The organism is uncultured Methylobacterium sp., from assembly GCF_964242245.1.
Lineage (GTDB): Bacteria > Pseudomonadota > Alphaproteobacteria > Rhizobiales > Beijerinckiaceae > Methylobacterium.
On record NZ_CAXTBY010000001.1, the window covers coordinates 39,255 to 53,110 of the forward strand.

The window sequence follows — 13,856 nt, forward strand, 5'->3', positions numbered from 1 at the left end:
CCTCTCCCGAACGGGAAGGGGACCCGCGCTCCGCCATGCGGGCCGCCGATGACTCCGAAAACGTTCCCGGGCTGGTGACCCTCAGCCGGGTTTGCGCTCGGCCAGGAACGCGCGCATCCGCTCGAGTGCCCGCAGGATGTTCTCCGCCGAGTTGGCGTAGGACAGGCGGATGTAGCCCTCGCCGTGGATGCCGAAATCCGGGCCGCCGATCACCGCGACGCCGGCCTCCTCCAGCAGGGTCGATGCGAGGCGCTTCGCCTTCCAGCCGGTCCCGGCCACGTTCGGGAAGGCGTAGAAGGCGCCCTTCGGCGTGATGCACGAGACGTTCGGCAGGCCGTTCAGGCCCGCGACGACGATCTCGCGGCGGCGGTCGAATTCGGCGACCATCTCGGCGACGCAGTCCTGCGACCCGTCGAGCGCCGCGATCCCGGCCCACTGCGTCGCGGCGTTGACGCAGGAATGGGCGTTGACGGCGAGCTTGCGCGCCGTCTCGTAGAGCGGCTCGGGCCAGACCGACCAGCCCAGCCGCCATCCGGTCATGGCGTAGGTCTTCGAGGCGCCGTCGAGGTAGATCAGCCGGTCGCGGATCGCTTCGTAGGCCAGCAGCGAGGTGTGCGCTTCCCCGTCGTAGGTCATCGCCCCGTAGATCTCGTCCGACAGGATCGCCACGTCCGGATGGCGGGCAAGGCCCGCGACCAGGGCGTCGATCTCGGCCTTCGGCGTGACGCCGCCGGTCGGGTTGGCGGGCGAGTTGACGATCAGCAGCCGCGTGCGCGGCGTGATCAGCCCCAGCGTCTCCTCGGCCGAGAAGGCGAAGCCGTTCTCCTCGCGGATCGGCACCGCCACCGGCGTCGCGCCGGTGAACTCGATCATCGAGCGGTAGATCGGGAAGCCGGGATCGGGGTAGAGGATCTCGGCGCCGGGCTCGCCGAACATCAGGATCGCCATGAACATGGTGACCTTGCCGCCGGGCACGATCATCACACTCCCAGGGTGCACCTCCACCCCGTGACGCCTGTGGATGTCGCGGGCCACCGCCTCGCGCAAGGGCAGGATGCCGGTAGCGGGCGTGTAGCCGTGATGCCCGTCGCGAAGGGCCTTGATGCCGGCCTCGACGACGTGGGCCGGCGTCGGCATGTCGGGCTGGCCGATGCCGAGGTTGATCACGTCCCGGCCCTGCGCGGCGAGCGCGTTGGCGCGGGCCAGCACCGCGAAGGCGTTCTCCTCGCCGATGCGCCCGAAGGCCGGAACGACCTGCAGCATGGACCGCCCTCCCGGTGTCGTCAGGCGTCGGCGTTGCGCCCCAGCGCCGTCAAAGCCCGTGCACGAGCCGCGCCGCGAACGGACACGTTCAGGGCTTGCTGCGCTCGGCGAGCCGGCTCGCGCCGAAGGAGAGGGCGACGGCGATGATGCCGAGGACCACGAAGGTCTTGACCGAGGCATAGAACAGCGTCGGCTCGATACCGGTGTCGGTGTAGAGCACGAGGCCGATGGCGGCCAGCGGCAGGGAAATCACGATGAGGAGCGGAACGAGCGGGTTCATGACGGCACTCAGGTCGGGCGGAGGCCGCGGCGGCCCACGCGTCTGCAAGGAACGCATCCGTGCATAGCATCGCCCCGCCGCGATGGGGACACCTCGCGAAGACGTTTTTTGTCGCGATGCGCCGACGATGGCAGCCGGCCTCGCTGGGCTTTGATCGCGGGTTGGCTGGGCGAACGCCGCTCACGAAGGCGCAACCCTTTCCGGCCTAAGACTTCCTCACACGAGGCCCGACGCGCCGTCGCGGATCGACTGGGGGCATCGATCGGACGGGCGTTTCGGGATGCGCGCGAAGTTGCACCTGTGACAGAGGAAAAGCATCGTTCATGACGCGTGTGTTGCTAAGGCGGGCCTCGACCGATTCGGAGGGTGACCCCATCGCGGACTTGGTCACTCAGATCGCGCGGCTTGTCCGGCACCGCGGATTCGCGCGGGACAAGGTCGTGAGCGCGCTGCTCCTGAAGCACCTTCCCATCGATGCCGGGTATGCATGGTCCGACGAGACCGCCCTGCGTGCCCGCCTCGTCAAGGCCGCCTTCGATGCGAAGACGCTGGACCATCTCGTCGCCAGCGCCCGCTTCGAGATGGCGATGATCCAGGAACGCAGCCGCCCTTGATCAAGCCGGCACGCGCACCGTCGCGCGCAGGCCGCCGAGCGGGCTGTCGTGAAGCGAGACGTCACCGCCGTGGGCCCGGGCGATGTCGCGGGCGATCGACAGCCCGAGGCCCGAGCCGCCGGCGTCCCGGCGCGCGTCGTCGAGGCGGACGAAGGGCTTGAACACCTCCTCGCGGCTCTCGGCCGGGATGCCGGGTCCGTCGTCGTCGATCGAGACCAGGAACGAGCGCGCCTCGGCGCGGCCCGAAATCGCGACCGTCTCGCCGTAGCGGGCGGCGTTGGCCGCGAGGTTGAACAGGCAGCGCCGGAAGGCGTCCGGCCGCACGGTGACGATGGGCGAGCCGGCCACCTCGAAGCCCGAGACCTGGGCGCCCAGGCGCTCCACGTCGGTGCGCAGGTCCTCCAGCAGCGCGCGCATATCGGTGGAGGCGGCGGTCTCGGCCGAATCACCCCGGGCGAAGGCGAGGTAGCCCTCCAGCATCCGGCTCATCTCGTCGACATCCCGCGACAGGTCCATGATCTCGGCCGTCTGCTCGACCAGCGCCAGCGACAGGCGGAACCGGGTGATGATGGTGCGCAGATCGTGGCTGACGCCGTTGAGCATCGTCGTGCGCTGCTCCATCGCCCGCTCGATGCGCCGCTTCATCTCGATGAAGGCGTGGCCGGCTTGGCGCACCTCGCGGGCGCCGCGCGGCCGGAACTCGATCTCGCGGCCCTTGCCGAAGCCCTCTGCCACCGCGGCGAGCCGCAGGATCGGCTTGATCTGGTTGCGCAGGAACAGGATCGCGACGCCGAGCAGCACCATCGACGAGCCGATCATCCACACGAGGAAGATGTGCGAGTTCGAGGCGTAGGCTTGGCTGCGGCGGGCGGTGATCCGCATCACGCCGTCGGGGATCGCGACGCGGATCTCGATCAGGTTGGAGCGGCCCACCGTGTCGATCCAGAACGGTCGTCCGATCTGGCGCTTCAATTCGTCCGAGAGGGCCTCGTCGAGGATGGAGAAGAACGGTCGCGGCCCCCGCGGCGGGATCTTGGCCCCCTTGAGGATGTCGAGGTCGAGGTTCAGCCGCTCGCTGGCGATGCGAGACAGGGTCTCGGCGTCCTTGTCCTGAGGATAGACCTCGTAGATGTCGATGAGCGCGGCGACGTCGGCGGTCACGGCCGAGGAGAGCCGCTTCGTCACGAGCTGCCAGTGCCGCTCCATGAAGGTGTAGGCGATCACCGATTGCAGCAGCACGACGGGCGCGATGATGATGATCAGCGAGCGCGCATAGAGACCCTTCGGCAGCAGGTCGCCGACGGCACGCGCGAGGCGTTTCCAAAGGATGCGCGGTCCGGGCAGGCGGCGTTGGGCTATGGCCAGGGACGGACCGGAATCCGGTGCGTTCACGGTGCGAACGGTGCCGGCCGCGCCGCTTGGCGCAGCGCGGAGACCTGAGGGGAACGGCGCGGCATGCCCGTCTCCGAGCGGGTGTCCCGGCTTCCGGGATCTCCGTCTTATGTCATCATCGCGCGCGTCATCCAACGACCGATCGCCACCCGCGGCCCTGCCGGGTCCCCCCGCTCAGGACGTGGGCGCCGGACAGCACGAGGCCGCCGTCAGGTCCGCCTCGCGGACCTCGTGCGTCCCGGCCTCGCTGCTGCGGATTCGGTAGCCGCGCTCGCCCGCGCCCGTCGGCAGCAGCCCCACGATCTCGAAGATCCGGTTGCCGTTACGACCGGCCGCCGGGTCGCGTCGACGCACGAGCTGTCCGATGTGGAACTTGTGGGTCATGCCGCCGATCTCCACTGCCGAAGTCCCTTACGCGCCGCGCAGGGGCTTCGGTTTCGGATCGGGGATCGGCGAGCGCGAGAGGCTGAGGATCGACCTCTGCGGCCGTCCGGATTTCTGAGCGATCTCCTCGTCCTGCGCGGCGATCACGTCGCGGGCCGGTTCGTCGCCGTCGAGGCCGCCGAGAACCTCCATGGGAACCCGCCGGTTGGAGGCTTGGGAGCCATCTTCGTAGACCACATCGAACAGCACGGAGCCTCGCTCCTGCGGCCTTTGCCTGGTGCGCTTACTCATCGCCTTCTGGGGGGTTGGGGCCAGCGTCGAAGGCCGCGCCCGGGAAACGAATGGCCGGTGTGACGGCGGAACCCGGCAAGCAGGCCTGCCATGCCCGCCCCTGCCTCGCCGCCAGCGATGGCCGAGATCGGTGCGGCCACGGAATGGGGCAACCGGGTGTCTTTTGCAACGCGCGGCTCGTCTGCGCCCCGTGCAACCGCACCGGACCAAACTGATCCGCGCGGAAGGCAGCCCGCCGGGACGGTCAGCTCGCCAGAACGAGTTCGCTCTCGTTTGCGGCCCGTTCCCCGGCCGGGGACTTGATGCGGTAGCAGGGTTCGCCGGTCCGATCCTCGGGCATCAGGCGGATGATCTCGCAAAGCAGGCCGGACACATCCTTGGTGGCACCGAAGCCACCGCGCGACTGACGCACGCGCTGGCCGATCTTGAACTTGTGGGGCATCGGATCATTCCTGGTCGCCATGATGCTCGGCATCGAACCCACGGCGTCGATGGCCATCCGCGGGTGACGGTCTCTGGATCGTGTGCGGCGCAGGCCGGACCCCTCGCCGGGGATCGGTCTACCGGCGGGCGCGTGCCTTGCGGGCCGCGAAGCGTGCGTCGCGCGCCTCCTTCTGCTCGGCGACGAGGGCGGCCTGCCGCTCGGCCTTCTCGGCGGCGAGGCGCAACGCCTCCGCGGCCTCGAATTCCCGCTGTGCCTTCGCCTCGGCGACGCGCCGCGCCTCGGCGGCGAGACGGGCGGCATCGCGCTCCTTGTTGCGCTCCTCGCGCGCCCGGATCACGGCCTGCCGCTCGGCTTGGCGAGCTCGTACGGCCGGATCGTCCGCAGCGGGACGCGCCCGGTAACGGGCCAGCATCGCCTCTCGCGCCTTCGCAGCGGTCTCGAGGCGGTCGGAGAACCGGTTGTCCTTGGATTGATTCACACAAGATCCTTACGCGCGACCGACCCCATGCCGGAGGCGAAAACAATTGCGGATGCGAAAACGATTGAAGCCGTCCCAAGGGGACGGCTTCGAGGGTCGTCCGGCGCGAGGCCGGATGTCAGGCGGCCTGAAGGCTTCCGGCCGACTGCTTCCCGCTGCGACGGTCGGTCTCCATCTCGTAGGAGATCTTCTGCCCCTCGGTCAGGCCGCGCATGCCGGCGCGCTCGACGGCGGAGATGTGCACGAAGACGTCCTTGCCGCCATCATCCGGCTGGATGAAGCCGAAGCCCTTCTGATCGTTGAACCACTTGACGGTGCCGGTGCTCATAGAAAATTCCGTATCTTATCAGGCGAACGAATCAGTCGAGCGCATGTCCATCACGCGCCCGATCGCTGGTCGTCGAAATTTGGGAGAAAACAGAACGCACGCCTTCGAAGGGCGGAACGGCCGGATATCTGGCCAGAGTTCGATCCTGTACTTTTGACACGGATTCGAAAATTTTGCAATGACCACGATCATGGGACACGTAACCGTGCCCGTTGTCGCTCGGATCGATTTGGACGCCGCACAGGTATCGGCATAAATCGCCGGTCGAGATCGCTCCCGGGCATGCTATGATTTGGGCGAGAGCCGTACGACGCCGTGCGGCCGGTCGTGGCTTCGAGGCGGACATGGCGCGCATCCCCGAGAGTGGTGAGTCCTCGGTCGTCTCGATGGTCGAGTACGGCAAGCGGGCCAAACGGATCGCCGGCAACACCGAGGCGATCGCCGAGGACCTGAAGAGGGGCCGGCAGGCAACCGATCTGCGGCTGGTCACATCCGCCGAACGAAAGCCTGCGCGCCATCTCACGGTGGTCGAACCCGCCGACGGCGAGACCGTGCAGGACTGATCCGCTCAGGGCCCGGTCGAGCCCCGACGGGCCCGGCGGCGCTGCAGCCACAGGCTCGCGCTCAGGGCGGTGCCGATCACTGCGGCCGACAAGGCCGTCGTCAGGCTGCCGAGAGCGTAGATCTCCGGCGTCGTGACCGTGGTGGTCAGGCCCTGGAGTTCGAGCGGCAGGGTGTTGCGTCCGCCGATCGCTTGACTGGTGCGGGCGAGTTCATCGAAGGACAGGGTGAAGCCGAACAGGGCCACCCCGACGAGGGCCGGCGCGAGGATCGGCACGACGACGTGGGCGAGCGCCTGCGCGCCGGTGGCGCCGAGGTCGCGAGCGGCCTCCTCATAGGCCGGATCGAACCGGTTGAAGACCGCGAACATGATGAGCAGGCCGAAGGGCAGCGTCCAGGTCAGGTGCGCGCCGAGCGCCGAGGTGTAGAGGCCCATCGCGGTGCCGTGGTCCTGGAGCCAGTCCCAGCCGGTGGCGGCGGCCAAGCTGTTGATCGCGTCATCGATCAACCGGAACTCGAGACCGATGCCGAGCGACACCACGATCGAGGGAACGATCAGGCTCGCGACGGCGATCGCGAACAGCGCGCCCGAGCCGAAGAACCCCTTGCGGAAGGCCAGCCCCGCGAAGAACGCCATCACGACGGTGAGCGCCATCACGACGAGGCCGAGCCTGAGCGAGCGCCCGAACGCCGCCCAGATGTCGACGATGCCGCCGCCGGCCCAGAGCCGCGCGAACCAGTGCGTCGAGAGGCCGTTCATCGGGAAGGTCAACCCGCCCTGCGGTCCCTGGAAGCTGAGGACGAGGATCGTCAGCGTCGGTCCGTACAGGAACAGCACGAACAGGGCGAAGAACGCGGCCAGGGCGTAGAAGGCGATGCCGCGCGGCCGGTCGGACACGGCTACAGCTCCCTGCGCAGATCGATCACCCGGGTCAGGCCGAGGATCATCAGCATCACGGCGGCGAGCATCACCACGGCGTTCGCGGCCGCTGCAGGAAACTGCAGGTAGGACATCTGCACCTGGATCACCTTGCCGACCGAGGCGATCTGCTGGCCGCCCATCACGCCGACCGTGACGAAGTCGCCCATCACCAGGGTGGCCACGAAGATCGTGCCGATGGCGATGCCGGGCTTGCACAGCGGCACGACCACGCTCCACAGGGTCTGCCAGCCCGAGGCGCCGGCATCGTAGGCCGCCTCGATCAGCGACCGGTCGATCCGCGCCATGCTGTTGAAGATCGGCACGATCATGAACACCGTGTCGAGATGCACGAAGGCCAGCGTTACCGCGAAGTCGGAGTACAGCAGGCCCTCGAGCGGCTTGGACGTCAGCCCGGCACCTTGAAGCGCCTCGTTGACGAGGCCGTTGCGGCCGAGGAGCGGAATCCACGAGATCATCCGGATCACGTTCGAGGTCCAGAACGGGATGGTGCACAGCAGGAACAATCCCATCTGCACCGTGCGCGCGCGGACGTGGAAGGCGAGGAAGTAGGCGACGGTGAAGCCGATCAGCAGGGTGAAGACCAGCGTCAGGGCGCAGAACTTCAGCGTCGAGAGATAGGTCCGCGCCGTGGTGCAGAGATCGGCACCGTTCCAGCATCCGTCGAACACGTCGCGATAGTTCTGCAGGGTGAAGGCCGGGATGATCGCGTACTCGTTGTACTCCCAGAAGCTGACCATCAGGGTCAACAGCAGGGGGACTGCGAAGAAGACGAGGAAGACCAGCGCCAGCGGTGCCGCCTGGAGATAGGTCAGGCGGCGGGGGCGGCGTGAACCTGCTTTCGCAGCCGCATCGACGGCCGGCTTCGCGGCATTCGCCGTATTCGGCAATGCGATGTCGCTCACGACGATGCGCCTCCGAAGGAATGATCGCGGGCATCGCTCCCCCCTCCACGGGGGAGCGATGCCCGCGCGTCAGCGAAGGTCGGGAGAGGGGAGTGCCGTGTCCGGAAGAGCCTGAGCCGACCCCTCTCCCGCCCTGCATCCGCAGGGCACCCTCCCCCGCCCAGGGGGGAGGGCATCGGCGTGGCGGGTGCGCTCACGCCGCGATGAACTCGTTCCACTTGCGGACCATGTAGGTGTTCTCGTCCATCAGCGCGTTCCAGCAGGCGACCGCGCCCATGCGCGCCTCGAACGACCCGCCGTCGCGGGTGGCGCCGGCCTTCTCCAGCAGGCCGCCATCCGGCCCGTGGATGTCCTTCTCGGCCACCTTGCCCTCCATCCAGTAGGCCCACTCGTAGGGCTCCATCTGGGTCTTGGCGGTCTCGGGCACGGCGGAATAGTAGCCCTGGCGGTTGAGGTAGGCGCCGGCCCAGCCGGAGAGGAACCAGTTGACGAAGTCGTAGGCCGCGTCGAGCTTGCGGCCCGACAGGGTTTTGGGCAGGCCGAAGCCGGTGGCCCAGGCGCGGTAGCCCTCCTTCAAGGGCTGGTAGGTGCAGGGCACCCCTTGCGTGCGCACCTTCGTGACGGCGGGCGACCACATCGACTGGATCACCGTCTCGCCCGACGCCATCAGGTTCACGGATTCGTTGAAGTCCTGCCAGAAGGCCCGGAACTGGCCGGCGCGCTTGGCCTCGATCAGCACCTTGATGGTGCGGTCGATCTCCGCCTTCGTCATGTTGCCCTTGTCGGGGTAGGTGTAGTCGCCCAGCGCCTCCACCGCCATCGCCGCGTCCATGATGCCGATGGAGGGGATGTTGAGGATCGAGGCCTTGCCCTTGAACTCGGGGTCGAGCAGATCCTTCCAGCTCGTCACGGGGCGCTTGATCAGGTCGGGGCGGATGCCCAGCGTGTCGGCGTTGTAGGTGACGGGGATCAGGGTGATCCACTCGGTCGGCGCCGTGGCGAAGCTCTTGCCCGTCTGTCCTTCCAGGTAGAACACCTTCTTCGGGGCGGTGCCCTGGTCGCCGATCGACTTGCCGGCGACCTCGCCCCTGGTGAAGACGCTGCTGATCTTGTCGGCGTTCTTGATGCGCTTCGCGTCCATGCCGAGGACGTTGCCCGAGGGAAGGATCTTCTTCAGGCTGAAGAACTCGGTGTCGAGGATGTCGAAGGAGTTCGGCTGCGTCACCGCCCGCTTGCTCACCTCGTCGGTGACGACCGGGATGTACTCGATGATGATGCCGAGGTCCTCCTTCACCTTCCGGGCGATCTCGGCGGATTGATTCACGGCGGTGCCGAGGTAGCGCAGGGTCACCGGCTCGGCCGCGTGGACCGCGGGGAACCCGGTGATCGGCCCGAGCGCCAAGCCCGCGCCCGCCCCCAGGCCCGCGCCGCGGAGCAGCGTGCGCCGCGTAAACTTCACTTCGTGGCTCATCGTGTTTTCCTCGTTAACGATCAGGTTTTCGTGCCTCAAGCACGGAGACGGTGCGCGGCGGTCCGGTCCCAACCGAGCGCCACGACGTCGCCCGGCGCCAGCGGGCGGCTGGCGAAGGTGCCGTCGTCGAGAACGGCGCTCAGGGAACCGGCCCCGGTCAGCGCCTCGGATTCCAGGACCACCTGCACGCTCGACCCCCGGTACTCGACCGCCACCACGCGGGCCGGAACGGCGTCCGGGCCGGCCGCGTCGCCGAGCCTCATCCGGTCGGCGCGCACGGCGACCGTGCCCTCCGGCAGGCCGATGACGTTGTGGCCGCCGATGAAGCGGGCGACGAAGGCGCTGGCCGGGCGCTCGAACACGTCGCGCGGGGCGCCGGCCTGCTCGATGCGGCCGCCGTTCATCACCACCACGAGGTCGGAGAGCGCCATCGCCTCCTCCTGGCTGTGGGTGACGTGGATGAAGGTCAGCCCGAGCTCGGCCCGGATGCGCTTGAGCTCGACGCGCATCTGCACCCGCAGGAACGGGTCCAGTGCCGAGAGCGGCTCGTCCAGCAGCAGCACCTTCGGTCCGGTGACGAGTGCGCGGGCGAGCGCCACCCGCTGCTGCTGGCCGCCGGAGAGCTGCGCCGGCAGCCGGTCGGCGAGGTGGCTCATCTGCACGAGATCGAGCATCCGCATCGCCTTCGCGCGGCGCTCCGCCTTGGCCGTCCCGCGCATCCGCAGCGAGAAGGCGACGTTGTCGCGGCACGTGAGGTGGGGGAACAGGGCGTAGCTCTGGAACATCATCGCGGTGCCGCGCAGCGCGGGGGGCGCGTCGCCGACGGCGCGCGGGCCGATGACGACCTCGCCGCCGCTCGCGGCCTCGTGGCCGCCGATCATCCGCAGGGTCGTCGTCTTCCCGCAGCCGGAAGGCCCGAGCAGGCAGCAATACGAGCCCGACGGGATCTTCAGGTCGATGGCATCGACCGCGAGCGTCGCTCCGTAGCGCTTGGTCAGGCCGATCAGCTCGACGTTCATGCGGGTCCCTCGCGGGGTCGCCAGCAAGGGGCGGGCCATGCGCGGCGGCCGGCCGTCGCGAGACGCGTCGCGGAGCATGGGATAGGCTCACGGCCGCGCGAGGAGACATCCGTGGCGATCACGCTCTACACCTTCGGTCCCGCCTTCGGCCTGCCCGACCCGAGCCCCTTCGCCATGAAGGCCGATGTTCTGCTGCGGATGTCCGGTCTTCCCTACAGTACGGAGCGCGCCAGTCTTCGCAAGTCTCCGAAAGGCAAGGTGCCCTACCTGCGCGACGGCGACGCGCTCATCGGGGATTCCACCTTCATCCGCTTGCACCTCGAGGATCGGCACGGCATCGACTTCGACGCCGGCCACGCTCCGGCGGAGCGGGCGCTCGGCTGGGCGGTCGAGAAGATGCTGGAGGATCAGGCCTACTGGGCGATCGTGGACGCGCGCTGGTTCGACGACGCCAACTTCGCGCGCGGGCCGGCGCGCTTCTTCGATGCGGCGCCGGCAGCCGTACGTCCCCTCGCCAAGGCCGTGATCCGCCGATCGGTGCGGAAGGCCGCGCGGGCGCAGGGCTTCGGCCGGCACGCGAAGGCCGAGGTCGAGCGACTCGGCATCCGCGCGGTCGAGGCGGCGGCAGACCTTCTCGGCGACAAGCCCTACCTCCTCGGGGCGACGATCTCCGGCTCGGACGCGACCCTCTACGCCTTCTCCGCGCACCTGCTCTGCCCGGTCTTCGACACGCCGCTGCGCGCGGCCGTCGAGGGGCGTGCGAACCTCGTCGCCTACGTCGACCGGATGCACGCGCGCTTCTACCCGGACCGGCCGACCTGAGAGGTCCTCAAGAAACGCCCGTTCAACCGCCGCTGCTGGTCGGACGACGATGCGCCGGGTGCGTCGCAAGGCGCTCTGAACCGCCCGCTTGTGATGCCGGCCGCTTCGGTCTAACCCTCGCGACCCCGAACATCCTGTCGCGAGACGGCCGGCGACGACGCGTCGGCACGCTCCCGTCGCGCCCGCTGCGGGTGCGTCGGGATCCTTCGACGTCATCAGTTTGAGCCTCATGGTCAGCCACCGCACGGACGCGCCCGCGTCCGCGAACCTTCCCGGCGCCCGCATCCTCGTGGTCGAGGCGCGCTATTACGATGCGCTCGCCGACGAGCTGCTCGCCGGCGCGCTCGCCGCGATCGCGGCCGCCGGCGCCGCGGCGCGGGTCGTCACGGTGCCCGGCGCCCTGGAAATCCCGGCCGCGATCGCGATCCTGGTCGATGCCGCCGCGCAGGCGCGCGCGCCCTACGACGCCGTCGTCGCGCTCGGCTGCGTCATCCGCGGCGAGACCGGGCACTACGACATCGTCGCGGGCGAGAGCGCGCGCGCGCTGATGGACCTCTCGACCCGCCTGCGCCTGCCGCTGGGCAACGGCATCCTCACGGTGGAGACGGAGGCGCAGGCGCTCACGCGGGCCCGCGTCGCCGAGATGAACAAGGGCGGCGGCGCGGCGCAGGCGGCGCTGGCCGTCCTCGCCCTGAAGCGCGCGGCGGCGGACGCCTGACATGGCCAAACCCAACGCCCGCAGCGGCGCCCGCCTCTCGGTGGTGCAGGCCCTCTACGAGATGGAGATTTCCGGCAAGGGCGTGCTCGACGCGCTCGCCGAGTTCGAGACCTTCTGGATCGGCCAGGAGATCGACGGCGTCGTCCATCCGCCCGCCGAACCCGCCTTCTTCCGTGAGCTGCTGCGCGGCGTCGTCGCGGAGCAGCGCGCCGTCGATCCGCAGATCGATCAGGCGCTGAGCCAAGGCTGGCCGCTCAAGCGCATCGAGGCGGTCCTGCGCGCGATCCTGCGCGCGGGCACCTACGAGCTGATGTTCCGGCGCGACGTGCCGGCCCGCGCCGCGATTTCCGAGTACGTCGACGTCGCCCACAGCTTCTACACCGGCGACGAGCCCGGCCTCGTCAATGCCGTGCTCGACAAAGTCGCCCGCCAGAGCCGCGCCGCGGAGCTGACCGGCGCCAAGCCGGGGTGAGCGGGGCGCCGCGCCCCTCCGAGGAGGCGCTGATCGCGCGCTTCTTCGCGCCGCTCGCCGGCCCCGGCGCCGACGGCCTGCGCGACGATGCCGCCAGCCTCGTCCCGAGCCCCGGCCACGACCTCGTGCTCACCGCCGACGCGATCGTGGCCGGCATCCACTACTTCCCCGACGACCCGCCGGCCTCGATCGCCCGCAAGGCGCTCGCCGTGAACCTCTCGGACATCGCCGCCAAGGGCGCGGCGGCGCGCGGCTTCCTGCTGACCTTGGCGCTGCCCGACGCCTGGACCGAGGCATGGCTCGCCGCCTTCGCCGAAGGGCTCGGGCAGGCGAGCCGGGACCTCGGCTGCCCGTTGCTCGGCGGCGATACGGTCCGCTCGGGCGGCCCGGCCCTGATCGGCGTGACCGCGGTCGGCGAGGTGCCGGCGGGCGCCATCGTGCGCCGAACGACCGCGCGGGTCGGTGACCGGATCTGCGTCAGCGGCACCATCGGCGACGCGGCCCTCGGCCTGCGGATGCGGCTCAAGCCCGATGCGGCCTGGGTCCGGCAACTCGATGCCGCGTCCCGCGGACACATCACCGACCGCTACCTGCATCCGAGACCACGCCTCGCCCTCGCCCCGGCGCTCCTGCGCTTCGCAACCGCGGCGATGGACGTGTCGGACGGGCTCGCCGGAGACCTCGCCAAGATGCTGCCGGGGACGGGGCGCAGCGCCGTCGTCGATGTGGCGGCCGTGCCCCTGTCGGAGGCTGCGGCCCGCGCGGTCCGGACCGAGCCCGACCTGATCGACACCGCGCTCACCGGCGGCGACGACTACGAGATCCTGTGCACCGTCGCGCCCGGCGATCGCGACGCCTTCCGCGCCGCGGCGGACGCGGCCGGCGTTCCGGTCGCGGTCATCGGCACCGTGATCTCAGGCGACGGACCGCCCGTCTTCCGGACGGATACCGGCCCCGACAAGGGCTTCGCCACGCCCGCGTTCAGCCATTTTTGAGGCGGCGGGCAGCGCACGGGCCGGCGTCGGCGCGATGTGGGTGACGCCCTCCGGCGGCCGTCCGAGCTGGCGCCGCACGTCGTCGATGAGATCCGTGGCGACGATCGGCATCCACAGGGCGAGATCCGCCTGGACGATCGCGGCCTTGCCGAGCAGCACCTCCTCCCTCCGCGTCGGCATCGAGAGGGAGCGCTGCAGAACGTGCAGCAGATCGCCCTGCACCGGGCCGGGTTGCCGGCTGACGCGCTCCGCGAGCAGAAACTGCACCGCGCCCGAGAGTACCTCGATGGTCGCCGCGAGCTTTGCAACCTCATCGCTGTTCATTGTTCCCGTCCCCTTGATCAGAATACAACCAGTAGTAGGGATCGGCATGGTTAACGATGCCTTAACGGAGGCGATGGCCCGGCACGGCCACGTTCCAACGGCGGTAAACGGCCTTCGTGCTCGGCATCCGCATGCAGCGTTTCGCGATGCGAAA

The 13,856-nt window shown here is 69.5% G+C and carries 19 protein-coding genes; 6 read left to right on the top strand and 13 right to left on the bottom strand.

Going from position 1 to position 13,856, the window contains the following annotated elements; translation table 11 throughout:
* Positions 1–81: 81 nt before the first annotated feature.
* Positions 82–1,263, bottom strand: coding sequence for a pyridoxal phosphate-dependent aminotransferase (locus ACFE8Y_RS00170; protein ID WP_375462353.1), 1,182 nt, complete (start codon positions 1,261–1,263; stop codon positions 82–84).
* 88 nt (positions 1,264–1,351) lie between these two features.
* Positions 1,352–1,543 carry a hypothetical protein gene (locus tag ACFE8Y_RS00175; RefSeq protein WP_375462354.1) on the bottom strand — a complete coding sequence of 64 codons (192 nt, stop codon included), beginning with the start codon at positions 1,541–1,543 and terminating at the stop codon, positions 1,352–1,354.
* A gap of 440 nt (positions 1,544–1,983) precedes the next feature.
* Here ACFE8Y_RS00175 and ACFE8Y_RS00180 point away from each other — a divergent pair, with 440 nt between their 5' ends.
* Entirely contained in the window at positions 1,984–2,157 is a 174-nt protein-coding gene (locus ACFE8Y_RS00180) for a hypothetical protein (RefSeq protein ID WP_375462355.1), read from the top strand.
* On the opposite strand, the gene ACFE8Y_RS00185 is transcribed toward ACFE8Y_RS00180, so the two are convergent.
* The 6 genes from ACFE8Y_RS00185 to ACFE8Y_RS00210 all read right to left on the bottom strand — a co-directional run bounded on the left by ACFE8Y_RS00185 (position 2,158) and on the right by ACFE8Y_RS00210 (position 5,475).
* Positions 2,158–3,549, bottom strand: a complete 1,392-nt coding sequence (locus ACFE8Y_RS00185) for an ATP-binding protein (protein ID WP_375462356.1) — start codon at positions 3,547–3,549, stop codon at positions 2,158–2,160. It abuts the gene before it with no gap.
* A gap of 174 nt (positions 3,550–3,723) precedes the next feature.
* Positions 3,724–3,933, bottom strand: coding sequence for a hypothetical protein (locus tag ACFE8Y_RS00190; protein WP_375462357.1), 210 nt, complete (start codon positions 3,931–3,933; stop codon positions 3,724–3,726).
* A gap of 27 nt (positions 3,934–3,960) precedes the next feature.
* Positions 3,961–4,224, bottom strand: a complete 264-nt coding sequence (locus tag ACFE8Y_RS00195; protein WP_375462358.1) for a hypothetical protein — start codon at positions 4,222–4,224, stop codon at positions 3,961–3,963.
* Between the two features lie 244 nt (positions 4,225–4,468).
* Positions 4,469–4,723, bottom strand: a complete 255-nt coding sequence (locus tag ACFE8Y_RS00200) for a hypothetical protein (protein WP_375462359.1) — start codon at positions 4,721–4,723, stop codon at positions 4,469–4,471.
* 61 nt (positions 4,724–4,784) lie between these two features.
* Complete coding sequence (locus ACFE8Y_RS00205; protein ID WP_375462360.1) at positions 4,785–5,147, bottom strand: DUF6481 family protein; 363 nt, start codon at positions 5,145–5,147, stop codon at positions 4,785–4,787.
* 118 nt (positions 5,148–5,265) lie between these two features.
* Positions 5,266–5,475, bottom strand: a complete 210-nt coding sequence (locus ACFE8Y_RS00210) for a cold-shock protein (RefSeq protein WP_147726903.1) — start codon at positions 5,473–5,475, stop codon at positions 5,266–5,268.
* A 344-nt stretch (positions 5,476–5,819) separates the two neighbouring features.
* Between ACFE8Y_RS00210 and ACFE8Y_RS00215 the strand changes: the two genes are divergently transcribed.
* Positions 5,820–6,038 carry a hypothetical protein gene (locus ACFE8Y_RS00215; RefSeq protein WP_375462361.1) on the top strand — a complete coding sequence of 73 codons (219 nt, stop codon included), beginning with the start codon at positions 5,820–5,822 and terminating at the stop codon, positions 6,036–6,038.
* 5 nt (positions 6,039–6,043) lie between these two features.
* Here ACFE8Y_RS00215 and ACFE8Y_RS00220 read toward each other — a convergent pair whose 3' ends face one another.
* The 4 genes from ACFE8Y_RS00220 to ACFE8Y_RS00235 all read right to left on the bottom strand — a co-directional run bounded on the left by ACFE8Y_RS00220 (position 6,044) and on the right by ACFE8Y_RS00235 (position 10,371).
* Complete coding sequence (locus ACFE8Y_RS00220) at positions 6,044–6,934, bottom strand: ABC transporter permease (protein ID WP_375462362.1); 891 nt, start codon at positions 6,932–6,934, stop codon at positions 6,044–6,046.
* A 2-nt stretch (positions 6,935–6,936) separates the two neighbouring features.
* Entirely contained in the window at positions 6,937–7,881 is a 945-nt protein-coding gene (locus ACFE8Y_RS00225; protein WP_375462363.1) for an ABC transporter permease, read from the bottom strand.
* 193 nt (positions 7,882–8,074) lie between these two features.
* Positions 8,075–9,352, bottom strand: coding sequence for a PotD/PotF family extracellular solute-binding protein (locus tag ACFE8Y_RS00230; protein ID WP_375462364.1), 1,278 nt, complete (start codon positions 9,350–9,352; stop codon positions 8,075–8,077).
* 35 nt (positions 9,353–9,387) lie between these two features.
* Positions 9,388–10,371 (bottom strand): ABC transporter ATP-binding protein, encoded by a 984-nt coding sequence (locus ACFE8Y_RS00235; RefSeq protein ID WP_375462365.1) that lies wholly within the window; start codon positions 10,369–10,371, stop codon positions 9,388–9,390.
* Between the two features lie 111 nt (positions 10,372–10,482).
* Here ACFE8Y_RS00235 and ACFE8Y_RS00240 point away from each other — a divergent pair, with 111 nt between their 5' ends.
* From ACFE8Y_RS00240 to thiL, 4 genes are all read left to right on the top strand, one after another.
* The gene (locus tag ACFE8Y_RS00240) at positions 10,483–11,193 is read left to right on the top strand and encodes a glutathione S-transferase family protein (RefSeq protein WP_375462366.1); all 711 of its coding nucleotides are present in this window, start codon (positions 10,483–10,485) and stop codon (positions 11,191–11,193) included.
* A gap of 229 nt (positions 11,194–11,422) precedes the next feature.
* Positions 11,423–11,911 carry a 6,7-dimethyl-8-ribityllumazine synthase gene (gene ribH / locus ACFE8Y_RS00245; protein WP_375462438.1) on the top strand — a complete coding sequence of 163 codons (489 nt, stop codon included), beginning with the start codon at positions 11,423–11,425 and terminating at the stop codon, positions 11,909–11,911.
* A 1-nt stretch (position 11,912) separates the two neighbouring features.
* A complete protein-coding gene (gene nusB / locus ACFE8Y_RS00250) occupies positions 11,913–12,383 on the top strand; it encodes a transcription antitermination factor NusB (RefSeq protein ID WP_375462367.1) in 471 nt (156 codons plus the stop codon).
* A complete protein-coding gene (gene thiL, locus ACFE8Y_RS00255) occupies positions 12,380–13,378 on the top strand; it encodes a thiamine-phosphate kinase (RefSeq protein ID WP_375462368.1) in 999 nt (332 codons plus the stop codon). The genes nusB and thiL overlap by 4 nt, the downstream gene beginning before the upstream one ends.
* On the opposite strand, the gene ACFE8Y_RS00260 is transcribed toward thiL, so the two are convergent.
* Complete coding sequence (locus ACFE8Y_RS00260) at positions 13,298–13,702, bottom strand: hypothetical protein (RefSeq protein ID WP_375462369.1); 405 nt, start codon at positions 13,700–13,702, stop codon at positions 13,298–13,300. The genes thiL and ACFE8Y_RS00260 overlap by 81 nt on opposite strands.
* Positions 13,703–13,856 lie beyond the last annotated feature (154 nt).